13 protein-coding genes and 1 pseudogene are annotated in these 15,301 nt (G+C 66.5%); 9 read left to right on the plus strand and 5 right to left on the minus strand.

Annotation, left to right across the window (positions count from 1 at the left end; genetic code table 11):
• Window positions 1–601: 601 nt before the first annotated feature.
• The 3 genes from H7A87_RS19660 to H7A87_RS19670 form a co-directional block, all read right to left on the minus strand.
• Window positions 602–2,329, minus strand: coding sequence for a cation acetate symporter (locus tag H7A87_RS19660; RefSeq protein ID WP_104585622.1), 1,728 nt, complete (start codon window positions 2,327–2,329; stop codon window positions 602–604).
• Window positions 2,326–2,643, minus strand: coding sequence for a DUF485 domain-containing protein (locus H7A87_RS19665; protein WP_104585619.1), 318 nt, complete (start codon window positions 2,641–2,643; stop codon window positions 2,326–2,328). The genes H7A87_RS19660 and H7A87_RS19665 overlap by 4 nt, the downstream gene beginning before the upstream one ends.
• Before the next feature lie 84 nt (window positions 2,644–2,727).
• Window positions 2,728–4,110 carry a DcaP family trimeric outer membrane transporter gene (locus H7A87_RS19670; RefSeq protein ID WP_180496812.1) on the minus strand — a complete coding sequence of 461 codons (1,383 nt, stop codon included), beginning with the start codon at window positions 4,108–4,110 and terminating at the stop codon, window positions 2,728–2,730.
• A gap of 294 nt (window positions 4,111–4,404) precedes the next feature.
• Between H7A87_RS19670 and acs the strand changes: the two genes are divergently transcribed.
• Window positions 4,405–6,348, plus strand: a complete 1,944-nt coding sequence (acs, locus tag H7A87_RS19675; protein WP_115678106.1) for an acetate--CoA ligase — start codon at window positions 4,405–4,407, stop codon at window positions 6,346–6,348.
• 277 nt (window positions 6,349–6,625) lie between these two features.
• A complete protein-coding gene (locus H7A87_RS19680) occupies window positions 6,626–7,294 on the plus strand; it encodes a response regulator transcription factor (protein ID WP_010374372.1) in 669 nt (222 codons plus the stop codon).
• Between the two features lie 88 nt (window positions 7,295–7,382).
• Here the strand turns inward: H7A87_RS19680 and H7A87_RS19685 are convergent, their stop codons facing one another.
• On the minus strand, window positions 7,383–7,880 hold the full coding sequence (locus H7A87_RS19685; protein ID WP_119129879.1) for a hypothetical protein: 498 nt from the start codon (window positions 7,878–7,880) through the stop codon (window positions 7,383–7,385).
• A gap of 397 nt (window positions 7,881–8,277) precedes the next feature.
• Between H7A87_RS19685 and H7A87_RS19690 the strand changes: the two genes are divergently transcribed.
• Window positions 8,278–8,841 carry a TlpA disulfide reductase family protein gene (locus H7A87_RS19690; RefSeq protein ID WP_180497050.1) on the plus strand — a complete coding sequence of 188 codons (564 nt, stop codon included), beginning with the start codon at window positions 8,278–8,280 and terminating at the stop codon, window positions 8,839–8,841.
• Window positions 8,842–8,844: 3 nt separating this feature from the next.
• Window positions 8,845–9,048 carry a hypothetical protein gene (locus H7A87_RS19695; protein WP_016901788.1) on the plus strand — a complete coding sequence of 68 codons (204 nt, stop codon included), beginning with the start codon at window positions 8,845–8,847 and terminating at the stop codon, window positions 9,046–9,048.
• A gap of 114 nt (window positions 9,049–9,162) precedes the next feature.
• Here the strand turns inward: H7A87_RS19695 and H7A87_RS19700 are convergent.
• Window positions 9,163–9,483: pseudogene (locus tag H7A87_RS19700) on the minus strand (xylan 1,4-beta-xylosidase); the annotation flags it as partial.
• A 292-nt stretch (window positions 9,484–9,775) separates the two neighbouring features.
• Here H7A87_RS19700 and H7A87_RS19705 point away from each other — a divergent pair.
• The 5 genes from H7A87_RS19705 (at window position 9,776) to H7A87_RS19725 (ending at window position 14,970) form a co-directional block, all read left to right on the plus strand.
• Window positions 9,776–10,819, plus strand: a complete 1,044-nt coding sequence (locus H7A87_RS19705) for an aldo/keto reductase (RefSeq protein WP_321186794.1) — start codon at window positions 9,776–9,778, stop codon at window positions 10,817–10,819.
• Window positions 10,816–11,688, plus strand: coding sequence for an amidohydrolase family protein (locus H7A87_RS19710; protein ID WP_119129883.1), 873 nt, complete (start codon window positions 10,816–10,818; stop codon window positions 11,686–11,688). The genes H7A87_RS19705 and H7A87_RS19710 overlap by 4 nt, the downstream gene beginning before the upstream one ends.
• Complete coding sequence (locus H7A87_RS19715) at window positions 11,685–12,455, plus strand: SDR family oxidoreductase (protein ID WP_119129884.1); 771 nt, start codon at window positions 11,685–11,687, stop codon at window positions 12,453–12,455. The genes H7A87_RS19710 and H7A87_RS19715 overlap by 4 nt, the downstream gene beginning before the upstream one ends.
• A gap of 151 nt (window positions 12,456–12,606) precedes the next feature.
• Window positions 12,607–13,464, plus strand: coding sequence for a fumarylacetoacetate hydrolase family protein (locus H7A87_RS19720; protein WP_115678111.1), 858 nt, complete (start codon window positions 12,607–12,609; stop codon window positions 13,462–13,464).
• Window positions 13,465–13,647: 183 nt separating this feature from the next.
• Window positions 13,648–14,970 carry an L-fuconate dehydratase gene (locus H7A87_RS19725; RefSeq protein WP_119129885.1) on the plus strand — a complete coding sequence of 441 codons (1,323 nt, stop codon included), beginning with the start codon at window positions 13,648–13,650 and terminating at the stop codon, window positions 14,968–14,970.
• The last annotated feature ends 331 nt before the right edge of the window (window positions 14,971–15,301 follow it).

Below are 15,301 nucleotides of genomic sequence, written 5' to 3' on the forward strand. Positions count from 1 at the left end.
ACGGCCAGCACGCCGAGCAGGCGGCAGGCACGGGCCAGGGGATGTGGAACGAGGGTGGTCGGCATGGTCTCTGTGTCCCGGTTCGTAGGTGCAGCAAGGGCAAGGGATGGACGAGAGCCGACAGGTCGACGCAATCGGCGGACTCGCTTGCAGCGCACTCGCCAGCCGGTCGATACCGGGGGTGAGGCCAAGCCGTGCGTGATCAGCGTTCGGCTTGTGCGCCAATTTAGTCACCCTAGATGACTTAATTTCTTCGCTGGTGTTGCGGTTGTTCGCGATCGCGCAGGCATTGCGTGGAAAACGAAGCGGACGATGCGATCGCATCGATGCCACGCGAGGACGCAGCGCTGTCGTGCATGCGCGCGCAGCGCGTCGGACGCCAGCGCACCGAGGTCTGACGGGGCGTTGCGCACAGGTCGTCACGATGCTGGATCGCTGCCGGCACCGGCGCGGTGCGCGCGGTCGACCGATACCCCCGCCTTTCGCGTCAGAAGACGATCGTAGGGACGTGGCAACACAGGCGCTGCCCGCTGCCAGCCTTGGCCAAAACGCAAAACGCCGGCACTAGGCCGGCGTTCTGCGACTGCTCAGTGACTGTACGTCAGTGACCCGACGCGCCGCTGGCACCCAGGCCGGTTTCGGCACGGATCTGCTGCGCCTTGAACGCGGCACGTTCGTTGGCGGCCTGCGGGCTGTGATCCAGGATCGAGAACAGCCAGATGCCGACAAAGCCAATGGTCATCGAGAACAGCGCCGGCGAGGTGTACGGGAACGGCGCCGAGCCGGCTGCATTGCCCAGCGTGTCCACCCACACCGACGGCGACAGCACCGTCAGCACCAGCGAGGAGATCAGGCCCAGGAAGCCACCGACCACCGCACCGCGGGTGGTGCAGTTCTTCCACAACAACGACAGGATCAGCACCGGGAAGTTGGCCGAGGCGGCGATGGCGAATGCCAGCGACACCATGAAGGCCACGTTCTGCTTCTCGAACACGATGCCCAGCAGCACCGCGATCACGCCCAGCACCAGGGTGGTGGCGCGCGAGACCTTCAGCTCCGAACCCGGCGCCGGGTTGCCCTTCTTGATCACCGTGGCATACAGGTCATGCGACACCGCCGAGGCACCGGACAGGGTCAGGCCTGCGACCACCGCCAGGATGGTGGCGAAGGCCACCGCCGAGATGAAGCCCATGAACACGTTGCCGCCGACCGCGTTGCCGACCAGCACCGCCGCCATGTTGGCCGCGCCCTTGCCGCCGTGGATGGTGCCGGTGGTGACATCGGCGAACTGCGGGTTGGTCAGCACCAGGGCGATCGCACCGAAGCCGATGATGAAGATCAGGATGTAGAAGTAGCCGATCCAGGTGGTGGCCCACAGCACCGACTTGCGCGCCTGCTTGGCATCGGGAACGGTGAAGAAGCGCATCAGGATATGCGGCAGGCCGGCGGTGCCGAACATCAGCGCCATGCCGAAGGAGATCGCCGAGATCGGGTCCTTCACGAAACCGCCCGGCCCCATGATCGACAGGCCCGCCTTGGCCGCGTCCTCGGGCGATGCACCGCCGTTGGCCGCGATCGCCGTCTTCACCCGCACGCCCTCGGCAAACAGCGCCTCGAAGCTGAAGTTGAAGTGCCACATGATCGCCACGGCCATGAAGGTCACGCCGGTCAGCAGCAGCACCGCCTTGATGATCTGCACCCAGGTGGTGGCGGTCATGCCGCCGAACAGCACGTAGACCATCATCAGCACGCCGACCAGGGTCACCGCCACCCAGTAGTCCAGCCCGAACAGCAGCTTGATCAACGCGCCGGCGCCGACCATCTGTGCGATCAGGTAGAACAGCACCACCACCAGCGTGCCCGACGCGGCAAAGCTGCGGATGGCAGTCGGCGCGAAGCGATAGCCGGCCACGTCGGCGAAGGTGTACTTGCCGAGGTTGCGCAGCCGTTCGGCCATCAGGAAGGTCAGGATCGGCCAGCCGACCAGAAAGCCGATCGCATAGATCAGGCCGTCGTAGCCGTTGGCCATCACCGCGGCGGTGATACCCAGGAACGAGGCCGCCGACATGAAGTCGCCGGCGATCGCCAGGCCGTTCTGGAAGCCGGTGATGCCGCCGCCGGCGGTGTAGAAGTCGGAGGCCGACTTGGTCTTGGCCGCCGCCCACTTGGTGATCCACAAGGTGCCCAGCACGAAGAAGGCGAACATGCCGATCGCCACCCAGTTGGTGGGTTGCTTGTCGACCTGGCCCATGTCGCCGCCGGCGGCCAGCGCGATGCCGGCCGGCAGCAGCCCGGCCAGGATCAGGAGAAGACGCGAATACTTGCTCATTTGCGGGCGTCCTCGAGGATCTGCGCGGTCAGCTGGTCGTAGGTGTTGTTGGCGCGGCGCACGTAGATGGCGGTGATGGCGATGGTGAACACCATCACCCCGATCGCGATCGGGATGCCGATCGAGGTCACGCCTTCACCCATCGGCTTGGCGAGGAATTCCTTGTCGAAGGCGATCAGGCCGATGTAGCCGTAATAGGCCAGCAACATCAGCACGGTGAGGGTCCAGCCCAGCGTGTTGCGCTGGCGCTTGAGTGCGTGGTACTTCGGATTGGCATCGATCTTGGCGATCAGTGCGTCATTCGAGACGGTCATTGTCTGTCTCCTGGTAGAGCGCTGGTAAAACGACGGTGGCCTTGCCCGCTCCACCGCAGTGGAGCGGGCCGCCAGTGGCAAAAACTAGAAGCTGTACTTGGTGGTGAATTGCAGGCGCGAAATGTCGCCGCTGTCGCCGTTCTCGGCTTCGCGGCGGCCGTACATCAGCTCCGCGCCCACATCGACCTTGGGCAGCGGCGAATAGAACACGTTGGCGCGGATGCTCTGCTGCGACTTGCTCGCGAGCGCGCCGGTGTTGGCGATGTCGTGGTCGTAGTTCACGCGCGAATACATGATGGTGCTGCGCAGCTTGGCGTTGTAGTCGTGGCGCCAGGCCACCCAGCCGGCGATCGTGCTGACGGTCTGGATGTTGCCGTCGATGTCGATCTCCACATCCGAGCCGTTGCCCAGGCCCAGATAGCGCCCCAGGCCCTCGCCGTAGCTGAGCTGGTAACGCAGATCGTTGTTGGCGTTGATGATCCAGCGGCCGCCGCCGGCGATCGCACCGCCGAAGTCGGTGTCGTTGGTGAGCGCGCTACGCGTGCGGTACTGGCGCGCGATCGCCGACAGGCCGAACGTGCCCCAGGTGCCCTTCCAGTTGTAGCGCGCGGTCAGGTCCGGCATCGCGCCGTGGTCGGAGGCCAGGATGGTGTTGCCGCCCTGGTAGGGCGTGGTCAGTGTCTCGGGATTTTCCGCCGACACGCTGAAGGCGCCGCGGGTGTAGCGGATCTGGGTCTGGCGGCTGAACAGCGCGCCGTCGGTCGGCCCGACGATGTCGGCCGCCTCGGGCAGGATCGTGGAATCGATGAAGTTGGACCAGGTCTGGCCGGCCAGCCAGTTGTTCCAGCTCACGTAGGCGTGGCGCAGGGTGCCGCCGTATAGATTGTTGACCTGGTTGGCCAGCGCGTTGCCGAAGAAATCCAGCTCGATGAAGCCGGTGATCTTGTCGCCGTTTTCGGTGACCGTGTCCACGCCCAGGTTGAAGCGCGAGAACTTGGCGTGGAAGTCGGTGTCGGTGCTCGAGGCCTGGCCACCGACCGGCGTCTGGGTCGGGATGTACAGGTAGCGCCCCACCGCGCCTTCGGGCAATGCGCCGTCGGAGGTGCGGGTGGTCATGAAGTCGGCCTTGATGAAACCACCGTAGCGGAACGTCGTCCCCGCCGCTGCATTGGGTGTGATGCTGGTCAGCTGGATCGGCCGCTTGCCGGCCGGCACCGCCGGCGCGGCAGGTGCCTGCGCCTGTGCGGCACGCACCTCGGTCACCTGGGTCTGCGTCTGCGTGATCTGGCCCTGCTGCTGTTGTTGCGCAGACACCAGCAGCTGGACCTGACGCTCGAGCTCGGCGATGCGCGCTTCCAGCGCCTTTTCCTTGGCGGTCTGCGCGAACGCCACGCCCGGCAGGATGCTCGCCATCAACAAGGCAGCCGCCAGCGGATGGCGCACTAACGGTGCAGTACGGTGTGTCATGGACCCCTCTCCCCGATATGGCCTCGCGCTTGATGGCGATGCTGTGCGGAGCGTGAGGCAGTCCGCGCTTTGCAGCCTATTCGCCTTTGGTCGTAGCTGCAGCGCAGCATTCCACAAGGTGACCGATCGTCGCACCAGGGCCGGCAACGGATTGCGGATCACCGGCTGCGGCAGGTAAGACCAAGGTCTAAGGCCCGGTTGAACGCCGGGACAGAATGGATACGGCACACTGATTGTCTACCGAGGGCAGCCGCAACGTCCTCTTCCGACAAGTTCATCGCAAGTGAGGGTGCCATGGCTGAGGTTTATCCCGTCGATCCCGCGTTCGCCGCCAATGCGCGCATTACGCGCGAGCAGTACGCAACGCTGTATCGCGAATCGATCGAACATCCCGAGCAATTCTGGGGCAAGGCCGCACAGCGGCTGGAATGGTTCAAGCAACCCACCCAGGTGAAGGACGTCAGCTACGCGCTGGAGGATTTCCATATCCGCTGGTTCGGCGATGGCGAGCTCAATGCCAGCGTCAACTGCCTGGACCGCCAGCTGGCCACGCGCGGCGACAAGACCGCGCTGTTGTTCGAGCCCGACAGCCCGGATGCGCAGTCCTATCCGGTTACCTATCGCGAGCTGTACGAGCGCGTCTGCAAGCTCGGCAATGCGCTGCGCAACCTGGGCGTCAAGAAGGGCGACCGGGTCACCATCTACCTGCCGATGATCGTCGATGCCGCCGTGGCCATGCTCGCCTGTGCACGCATCGGTGCGGTGCATTCGGTGGTGTTCGGCGGGTTTGCGGCCAATTCGATCGCCGACCGCGTGATCGATTGCCAGAGCAAGCTGATCATCACCGCCGACGAAGGTCTGCGTGGCGGCAAGAAGATTCCGCTCAAGGCCAACGTCGATGCAGCGCTGAAACTGCCCGGCACCAACACCGTGGAAACGGTGCTCGTCGTGCGTCACACCGGTGGTGCGGTCGAGATGCAGGCACCGCGCGATCGCTGGTTCCACGATGTGGTCGACGGCCAGCCGGCCGCGTGCGAACCCGAGCGCATGAACGCGGAAGATCCGTTGTTCATCCTCTACACCTCCGGGTCCACCGGCAAGCCCAAGGGCGTGCTGCACACCACCGCCGGCTACCTGCTGTTTGCCAGCTACACGCACGAAGTGGTGTTCGACCTGCGCGAGGACGACATCTACTGGTGCACCGCCGACGTGGGCTGGGTCACCGGCCACAGCTACATCGTCTACGGCCCGCTCGCCAACGGCGCCACCGCGGTGATGTTCGAAGGCGTGCCGAACTATCCGACCGTGTCGCGCTTCTGGGAAGTGATCGACAAGCACAAGGTCAGCATCTTCTACACCGCACCCACTGCGATCCGTGCGCTGATGCGCGATGGCGAGGAGCCGGTCAAGAAGACTTCGCGCAAGAGCCTGCGCCTGCTCGGCAGCGTCGGCGAGCCGATCAATCCGGAAGCCTGGCGCTGGTACTACGAGGTGGTCGGCGACAGCCGCTGCCCGATCGTGGACACCTGGTGGCAGACCGAAACCGGCGGCATCCTGATCTCGCCGCTGGCCGGCGCGGTCGATCTCAAGCCCGGCTCGGCCACCCTGCCGTTCTTCGGCGTGCAGCCGGCACTGGTGGATGCCGAAGGCAAGGTCCTGGAAGGCGCCACCGAAGGCAACCTGGTGCTGCTGGATTCGTGGCCGGGCCAGATGCGCTCGGTGTACGGCGACCACCAGCGCTTCATCGACACCTACTTCCGCACCTATCCGGGCAGCTACTTCACCGGCGACGGCTGCCGCCGCGATGCCGATGGCTATTACTGGATCACCGGCCGCGTGGACGACGTGATCAACGTGTCCGGCCACCGCATCGGCACCGCCGAAGTGGAAAGCGCGCTGGTCTCGCACCCGAAGGTCGCCGAAGCGGCGGTGGTCGGCTTCCCGCACGACGTCAAGGGCCAGGGCATCTATGCCTACGTGACCTTGATCGCCGGCGAAACCCCGAGCGAGGAACTGCACAAGGAACTGGTGACCTGGGTGCGCAAGGAAATCGGCCCGATCGCCTCGCCCGACCACCTGCAGTGGGCACCGGGCCTGCCCAAGACCCGCTCGGGCAAGATCATGCGCCGCATCCTGCGCAAGATCGCCGAAAACGCCCCCGACCAACTCGGCGACACCTCGACCCTGGCCGACCCGTCGGTGGTGGATTCGTTGGTGAACGAGCGGTTGGCGCGCTGACGCGCGTCAGGAATGGGGAATCGGGAGTGGGGAATCGTCGAAGCGGTTCCCTGAGCAGTGGGGAATAGGCGGCATGGGGATTTGTGGAAGCGGTCCCCAGGCCATGTCTGCCCACGTCGATTTGATCTCCCAACCCGTCACACTGACTTCGCCGCCTCGCTATCGCTGTCTTGTTGCTGTTGCTGTTGCTGTTGCTGTTGCTGTTGCTTTGCTGCCTTCGCTGTTGCCTTTGCAATTCCCGATTCCCCACTCCCGATTCCTGATTCCCGGCCCCTCAATGACCACCCTGCTGATCGCCGACGACCACCCCCTGTTCCGTGAGGCCTTGCGCGGGGCTGTGCAGCGCGTGATGCCGGGCGTGCAGTTGTTCGAGGCCGACACGGTGGATGCGCTGTACACCCTGGCCGATGCGCAACCGGATGCCGACCTGTTGTTGATGGATCTCAACATGCCGGGCGCGCAGGGATTCAGTGCGTTGGTGCACATGCGCTCGCTGCATCCGCAGCTGCCGGTGGTGGTGGTGTCGGCGCGCGAGGAGCCGACGGTGATGCGGCGTGCGATCGACCATGGCGCGTTCGGGTTCATTCCCAAGTCCGCCGATTCGGACACCATCGGCCGCGCCCTGGCCACGGTGCTCGATGGCGAGCGCTGGATCCCGGCAGAGGCGCAGAACCTGCCGCCGACCGACAGCGAAGAACGCGAAGTGGGCCAGCGCCTGCGCGATCTCACCCCGCAACAGTTCCGCGTGCTGCAGATGCTCGGCGCCGGGCGGCTCAACAAGCAGATCGCCTACGATCTAGGCGTGTCCGAGGCCACCATCAAGGCGCATGTCACCGCGATCCTGCGCAAGCTCGGCGTCACCAACCGCACCCAGGCGGTGCTGATGGCCGGCAAGCTCGCCATCGATGCCGACGGCATCGTGCTGCCGCCGCCCGAAGACGACTGAGCACGCTGCAGCGACCGGCTGCGCGCCCCGTTGGCGCAGACCGACGCCGTCGCAGGAGACCCCGCCGGTGGCAGCTCCGGTACGCTCGTCAGCGCAAGGGCTGGCCGGTGCAGACCTTCGACGCGCGTTGCGGCGAGGGCGCGTGCCACACCGCGTTGCCGTTTTCGTCCTCGCCTTCATAGATCGCATAGCGCCCATCGTCCTGACGATGCATGGTCGGGCTGAAGGTGAGGAAATCGGTGCGGCCGTCCGGGCCAATGAACTGCATATCGCCTCCACAGGCGATATTGGAATTGGTTTCCGGCCCCAGCGCAGCGCAGGTGACCTGCGAGGTCTCCGCACGCACCACGCGCGTCACGCGCGGCCGGACCAGCCCGCGATCGGCGGCGTCGCAGAAATAATCGGCAAGCACCGTGCGCATCTCCTGCTGCGACGGCATCCAGGACGGACAGCTGCTGTACGCATCGGCCGTGCAGCTTGAGACAACCGCGGCAGGCGCGTTGCGATCGGGCGCAGCAGCGAGGCTGTCTTGCAGCGGCAGCAACAGGCAGGCGGCGACCGCCAGCAGGGGAAGATAGGAAGGCATCGAAACGTGCGGCCTGGCGTGTATGGGGCACGCGACTGTACGCCATGGGCAATCGATGCCGTGCATGTCCACGCTGCGGCATGGCATGCGTGTGGCATGTCGTGCGCCTGCCGCGCATGGTCCGGTCGCGATTACGGCGCGGCGATGGATGCGTCGCGCGCCGGTGCGGCGCGGTGGCATCGCTCCACCTGCAGCGTCGCAGTTGCGCAATCGCTCCGTGCCGACTGCCGCGGCACTGGCAAGCCCAAGCGCCGGGGCGTGACCGCGTCCACAGCCCCGCACCGCGCGACATCGCAGTTGTCGATATCACCATTGACCATCAGCTCATGCCTGGGCAAGGCTCGGGCTTGATGACGCTACTGGAGCTGGCATGGCGCGACGTTTTCCCTGGCTCTGGATCGGGCTGCTGGTTGCCTGTGCATTGATCGCGGTGCTCGCCTGGCAGAACAAGCAGCTGCGCGCGCAGCAGCGGATGTTGCAGACCCGCATCAGCGCGCCGTATGACGGCATGTACGTGCCGCGCATCGCGGTCACCGATACCCAGGGCCAACGCCATCTGCTCGGCGTGCCGCAGGGACAGGCGCAGGTGCTGTTCTTCTTCACCACCACCTGCCCGTATTGCCAGCGCTCGGCACCCACCGTGCTGCGTGCGGCAAGGCAGTTGCAGGCCAATCTGCCCGGCCGTCCGCAATTGCTCGGCGTATGCCAGTGCGATGCGGCGCAGGCTGCGCGCTATGCGCATGTGCATGGCTTCGATTTTCCGGTGGTCACGTTGACCGATCGTCGCGCACTGATGCTGTTTCGCGCGCGCAACGTGCCACTGCTGATGGCCATCGATGGGCAGGGGCGCGTGCGCCATTCCCGTCTTGGCGTCTTCGATACCACGGAGCAGGTGCAGGACCTGGTCGCCGCGTTGCGCCGCACGGATGCGCCAGCGGCTTTGGCAACGGTGAAGGAGTAATGCATGAAGAAGCGTTGGGGTACTTTGCGGACGGCGTTGATGGCGGCCACGTTCCTGGCCAGTACCGGTTTCGGTGCGTTCCAGGTCATGGCGGTGGATAACGCACAGCCGAAAACCGAATCGTGTAGTGCGTGGGCCTGCAAAGCCGAGTGTCCGGAGTTTGGCGGCGACCTGGGCCAGGGCAACGTCTGCTACTGCTGCGGCTAGGAGCAGCGAGCAAAACGCCTGTGCAGCTACGTTTTGTTAGCCACGCCAGGTCTGACGGCGGGGTCCCCCCGGACCCCGCCGTTTACCCGCATCGCTGGATGCTGCAGACCGCGCTCAGCGCAGCGCGCGGTAACTGAAATCACGCAACACCACTGCGCCTTGCTGCGCAGCGTAGATGCCGAGCTGCAGGCTCAGGAAGCCGCCGAACACGTTGTGGTGAAAGCCGGACATTTCCATGCGCGTGGGGTGGCTGATCCACTGCCGGCCATCGTCGAAGCAATAGTCGAAGGTCACCACATGCGCATCGTTGCTCAGACGCAGGCGGATGCGTCGGTGCGTATTGGGCGCGCGTGCCCACACCAGCTCTTCGGAGTATTCGTAGGTCTTGATGGTATCGGGCGTAACGCCGATGCCGACGAAGGCCTTGTGGTTGAACCGCACGTGGCTTGCGCAGCGTTGGTGCCTGTCTTGCGCCCGTCGCACGAGGCCATGCGGCAAGGATTTCGATACAGACCGGGTCCTACGTCGTGCGACGCTGGCGAGCGGGGCGGGCTGACGGCCTACCGTGGCGCTGCACGGCGCACGTATCGGCCTTGTGGCCCGCAATGCTGCACTGCAGCGTGATCTGTTCACTCATGATTGCGATATTCATATGCGAACAGACCGGCATCGGCCGGCTGGTGGATGTCGCGATGCCCAGCTCCTGCTTCCCAGATTCCGTGTGCACCTGCCCCGCGACCGCCCTGCGCGCGGAGTGTGCGGCGTGAGCATTGCGCGGCAGCGTCTGGGCGGCACCGATGTGCAGCTGTCGGCACTGGGGTTTGGCGCCGCGCCGATCGGCAATCTGTATACCGAGGTCGATGACGGCCAGGCGCTGGCCGCGGTGGCGGCTGCGTACCAGGCCGGCATCCGGCACTTCGACACCGCGCCGTACTACGGCTACGGGCTGAGCGAGACGCGCCTGGGCCGTGGTTTGGCCGGCGTGCCGCGCAGCGCCTACACGCTGTCGACCAAGGTCGGCCGCTGCATCCACGACGACGCGCAGGCCACCGCCGGGCGCGACGGCTTTGCCGTGGCGGGCCGGCGCGCCGAGTTCGACTACAGCGCCGACGGCGTGCGGCGCGCGTTTGCCTCCAGCCTGGAGCGCCTGGGCACCGACTACATCGACGTGCTGCTGCTGCACGACATCGGTGCGCTGACCCACGGCGACAACCACGCCAACGTCCTGCGCCAGGCCTTGGAGGAGGCCTTGCCGGCGATGGCGGAGCTGAAGGCGGCCGGTGCCTGCGGGGCGATCGGGCTGGGGGTCAACGAGCAGGACGTGGCGCTGGAGGTGCTGCCACGCTTTCCGCTCGACTGCGTGATGCTGGCCGGCCGCTACACGCTGCTGGAGCAGCACGGTGCCCGCGCGCTGCTCGAGCAGGCGCAGCAGCGCAACGTGGCGATCCTGTCGGCCGGCCCGTACAGCTCCGGCCTGCTCAGCGACGCACATGGCCCCGGCGCGACCTACAACTACGCCCCGGTCGACACCGCCACCCTGCAGCATGCGCAGCGCCTGTATGCAGCCTGCGCGGCGTTCGGGGTGGATATCGGCGCGGCCGCGTTGCAGTTCCCGCTGGCGCATCCGGCGGTGACCACGGTGGTGGCCGGCATGCGGACGGTGGCCGAGGTGCACTCGGCCGCCACGCGGTTGCAGGCGGCGATTCCGCCTGCGCTGTGGCAGCGCCTGCGCGATGACGGCCTACTCGACGCGGACCTGCCCACGCCATGAGCCGCATCGACGCGCATCTGCATTTCTGGCAGCTGGCCCGTGGCGATTACCACTGGCTGACGCCCGAACTGGCGCCGCTGTATCGCGACTTCGGCCCCGCCGATATCGGCCAGGCGCTGGACGCTGCCGATATCGATGGCGTGGTGGTGGTGCAGGCCGCCGCGACCGAGGCCGAAACGCGCTACCTGTTCGAGCTGGCGCGCGCCGATGCGCGCATCGCCGGCGTGGTGGGTTGGGTCGATTTCGCCGCGCCCGATGCCGCCGCGCGCATCGATGCGCTGGTGCAGGCAGGCAGTGGCATGCTCAAGGGCCTGCGCCCGATGGTGCAGGACATTGCTGACGCGCAATGGCTGACCCAGCCCGGGCTGGATGCCGCCTTCGACGCCCTGCTCGCGCACGACCTGGCCTTCGACGCCTTGATCCGCAGCGTGCATGTGCCGGCACTGCAGGCGCGCCTGAAGCGCCATCCGCAGTTGCGCGTGGTCGTCGATCACGGCGGCAAGCCGCAGATCGCCGCGGGCGAATTCGTCGCCTGGGCCGCCGGCATGGCCGCGCTGGCGCAGCATCCCAACGTGCACTGCAAACTCTCCGGCCTGCTCACCGAAGCAGCGCGCGGCGCCGGCGTGGAGGCGCTGGAGCCGTATGTCGCGCATCTGTTCGCACGCTTCGGCCCGCAGCGCATGCTGTGGGGCAGCGACTGGCCGGTGCTGACCCAGCGCGCCGAGTATGCGCAGTGGCTTGAGATCGCACAGCACCTGGTTGCCACACACGCCGACGGCCATGCCGCGGCCGTGTTCGGCGACAACGCACGCACGTTCTATCGTCTGCCACGGCCGGCGGCCCCCACCCACGGAACCTCTTCGGTATGACTGTCTCGATCCCTGCAACTCCCAACGACCGCCTGCATGGCAAGCGCTGCCTGATCACCGCCGCCGGCGCCGGCATCGGCCGCGAAAGCGCGCTGGCCTGCGCGCGTGCCGGTGCGCAGGTGATCGCCACCGATATCGACGCCGCGGCCTTGCAGGCGCTGGCAGCCGAATCCGATGCCATCACCACCCAGCTGCTGGATGTCACCGATGCATCGGCGGTTGCCGACCTGGTCGCCGCGCACGGCCCGTTCGATGTGTTGTTCAACTGTGCCGGCTTCGTGCACCAGGGCAGCATCCTCGATTGCGACGAGCCGGCCTGGCGCCGCTCGTTCTCGATCAACGTCGATGCGATGTACTACACCTGCAAGGCGGTGCTGCCGGGCATGCTCGAGCGCGGCCGCGGCAGCATCATCAACATGTCCTCGGTGGCCTCCAGCATCAAGGGCGTGCCGAACCGCTTCGTCTACGGCGTCACCAAGGCGGCGGTGATCGGCCTGAGCAAGGCCATTGCCGCCGATTACGTGGCCCAGGGCGTGCGCTGCAACGCGATCTGCCCCGGCACCATCAAGACGCCGTCGCTGGGCCAGCGCGTCAAGGCGCTGGGCGGCGACGAACAGGCCGTGTGGAAGAGCTTCACCGACCGCCAGCCGATGGGCCGCCTGGGCGACCCGCGCGAAATCGCGAACCTGGTGGTGTACCTGGCCTCGGACGAATCGTCGTTCACCACCGGCCAGACCCATATCATCGATGGCGGCTGGTCGAACTGAGTACGACGATGGATCGCGGCGCCGCGCACCACTGCCAGATGCGATGCGTCCCGCTCGTCCGCCTCGGTTTGCGCCCGCCGCCCTTACCCACCCGATGCACGCGCGCCAGCGTTGCTGGCCGCTCCATTCCTCACCTGCAAAGGAAGACTGCATGAAACTCGTACGCGTTGGCGCCCCCGGCCAGGAACGTCCCGGCCTGATCGATGACCAAGGCCGCATCCGCGATCTGAGCGGTGTGATCGACGATGTGGCCGGCGAGCACATCACCAATGCCGGCCTGGACAAACTGCGTGCGCTGGATGTGGCCACGCTGCCGCTGCTCGAAGGCGAGCTGCGCTATGGCGCCGCCGTGGGCCAGATCGGCAAGTTCATCTGCGTGGGCTTGAACTACGCCGACCACGCCGCCGAATCGGGCATGGACGTGCCCAAGATGCCGATCCTGTTCATGAAGGCCACCACCGCGGTGACCGGGCCGAACGACACCGTGATCATCCCGCGCGGCTCGGTCAAGAGCGATTGGGAAGTGGAACTGGGCGTGGTGATCGGCGATGTGGCGCGCGATGTCACGGTGGACGAGGCGCTGAACCATGTCGCCGGCTACGCGGTGATCAACGACCTGTCCGAGCGCGAATTCCAGCTCGAACACGGCGGCCAATGGGTCAAGGGCAAGAGCGCCGACACCTTCGGCCCGATCGGCCCGTGGCTGGTCACCCGCGATGAAATCGCCGACCCGCAGAACCTGTCGATGTGGCTGGAGGTCAACGGCCACCGCTACCAGAACGGCAGCACCCGCACGATGGTGTTCGGCGTGGCCGAACTGGTCAGCCACATCAGCCGCTACATGACGCTGATGCCGGGCGATGTGATCAGCACCGGCACCCCGCCGGGCGTGGGCCTGGGCCAGAAGCCGCCGGTGTACCTGAAGCCGGGCGACGTGATGGAGCTGGAGATCGAAGGGCTGGGTCGCCAGCGCCAGCCGGTGGTGGCGCATCCGCGTGATGCGGCTTGAGGCCTCTTTCCTCAGCACCTTTTTCCGCATTGGAAAGAGATGGCGGTCAAGGCAAGTCGTAATACATCCGGCACGATGCAGCCCGAAGCCCCTCTCCCGGTGGGAGAGAGGCTCTGGCGTCCTGCTCCGTTTCCGTCTTACTCCGCGCGTTTCTAATTTTCGCTTCCATCGCCCAGGACTTTCATGCGCACCATCATCGCCCTCGACACCCACGACGTCCGCTTTCCCACCTCGCGCGAGCTCGATGGGTCGGATGCGATGAATCCGGATCCGGATTACTCGGCCGCCTACGTCGTGCTGCGCACCGATGCGCCGGATGACCTGGCCGGCTACGGCCTGGTGTTCACCATCGGCCGCGGCAACGATGTGCAGACCGCCGCGGTGGCCGCACTGGCCGAGCACGTGGTCGGCCTGTCGGTGGACGAGGTCATCGCCGATCTGGGTGCGTTCGCGCGCCGGCTCACCAACGACTCGCAGCTGCGCTGGCTGGGCCCGGAAAAGGGCGTGATGCACATGGCGATCGGCGCGGTGATCAACGCCGCCTGGGATCTGGCAGCGCGCGCGGCGAAAAAACCGCTGTGGCGCTACATCGCCGAACTCACGCCCGAGCAGCTGGTCGACACCATCGACTTCCGCTACCTCACCGACGCGCTCACCCGCGACGAAGCGCTGGCGATCCTGCGCGCGGCGCAACCGCAGCGCGCGCAACGCATCGCCACGCTGATCGAACAGGGCTATCCGGCCTACACCACCTCGCCCGGCTGGCTCGGCTACTCGGACGAGAAGCTGGTGCGCCTGGCCAAGGAAGCGGTGGCCGACGGCTTCCGCACCATCAAGCTCAAGGTCGGCGCCAAAGTGCAGGACGACATCCGCCGCTGCCGCCTGGCACGCGAGGCGATCGGCCCGGACATCGCGATGGCGGTGGACGCCAACCAGCGCTGGGACGTGGGCCCGGCGATCGACTGGATGCGCCAGCTGGCCGAATTCGACATCGCCTGGATCGAGGAACCGACCAGTCCGGACGATGTGCTCGGCCACGCCGCGATCCGCCAGGGCATCACGCCGGTACCGGTGTCCACCGGCGAGCACACCCAGAACCGGGTGGTGTTCAAGCAGCTATTGCAGGCCGGCGCGGTGGACCTGATCCAGATCGACGCCGCGCGCGTGGGCGGGGTCAACGAAAACCTCGCCATCCTGCTGCTGGCCGCCAAGTTCAATATCCGCGTGTTCCCGCACGCCGGCGGCGTCGGCCTGTGCGAACTGGTGCAACACCTGGCCATGGCCGACTTCGTCGCCATCACCGGCAAGATGGAAGACCGCGCGATCGAATTCGTCGACCACCTGCACCAGCATTTCCTGGACCCGGTGCGCATCCGGCACGGCCGCTACCTGGCCCCGGAGGCGGCAGGTTTCTCGGCGGAAATGCATGCGTCCTCGATCGCGGAGTTCAGCTATCCGGAAGGACGTTTCTGGGTCGAAGATCTGGCCGGCAACGCCAAGGCCTGAGCACCCAGCCCCTCATCCGCCCTGCGGGCACCTTCTCCCGCCTGCGGGAGAAGGAAGCGGTTGTCCGGCCGGGACTGCGATGCGGCCGGAACAGCCGCCATCCAGGTGAACGTTTCTGCGTCGTAGATCTGCCCGGCAACGGCGAGGACTGAGCACGCAACCCCTCATCCGCCCTTCGGGCACCTTCTCCCGCCTGCGGGAGAAGGAAGCGGTTGGCCGGCCGGGACTGCGATGCGGCCGGAACGGCTCCGCCATCCAGGTGAACGTTTCCGGGTCGTAGATCTGGCCGGCAACGGCAAGGACTGAGCACCCAGCCCCTCATCCGCCCTGC

This window comes from Xanthomonas sp. CPBF 426 (genome assembly GCF_903989465.1).
GTDB lineage: Bacteria > Pseudomonadota > Gammaproteobacteria > Xanthomonadales > Xanthomonadaceae > Xanthomonas > Xanthomonas euroxanthea.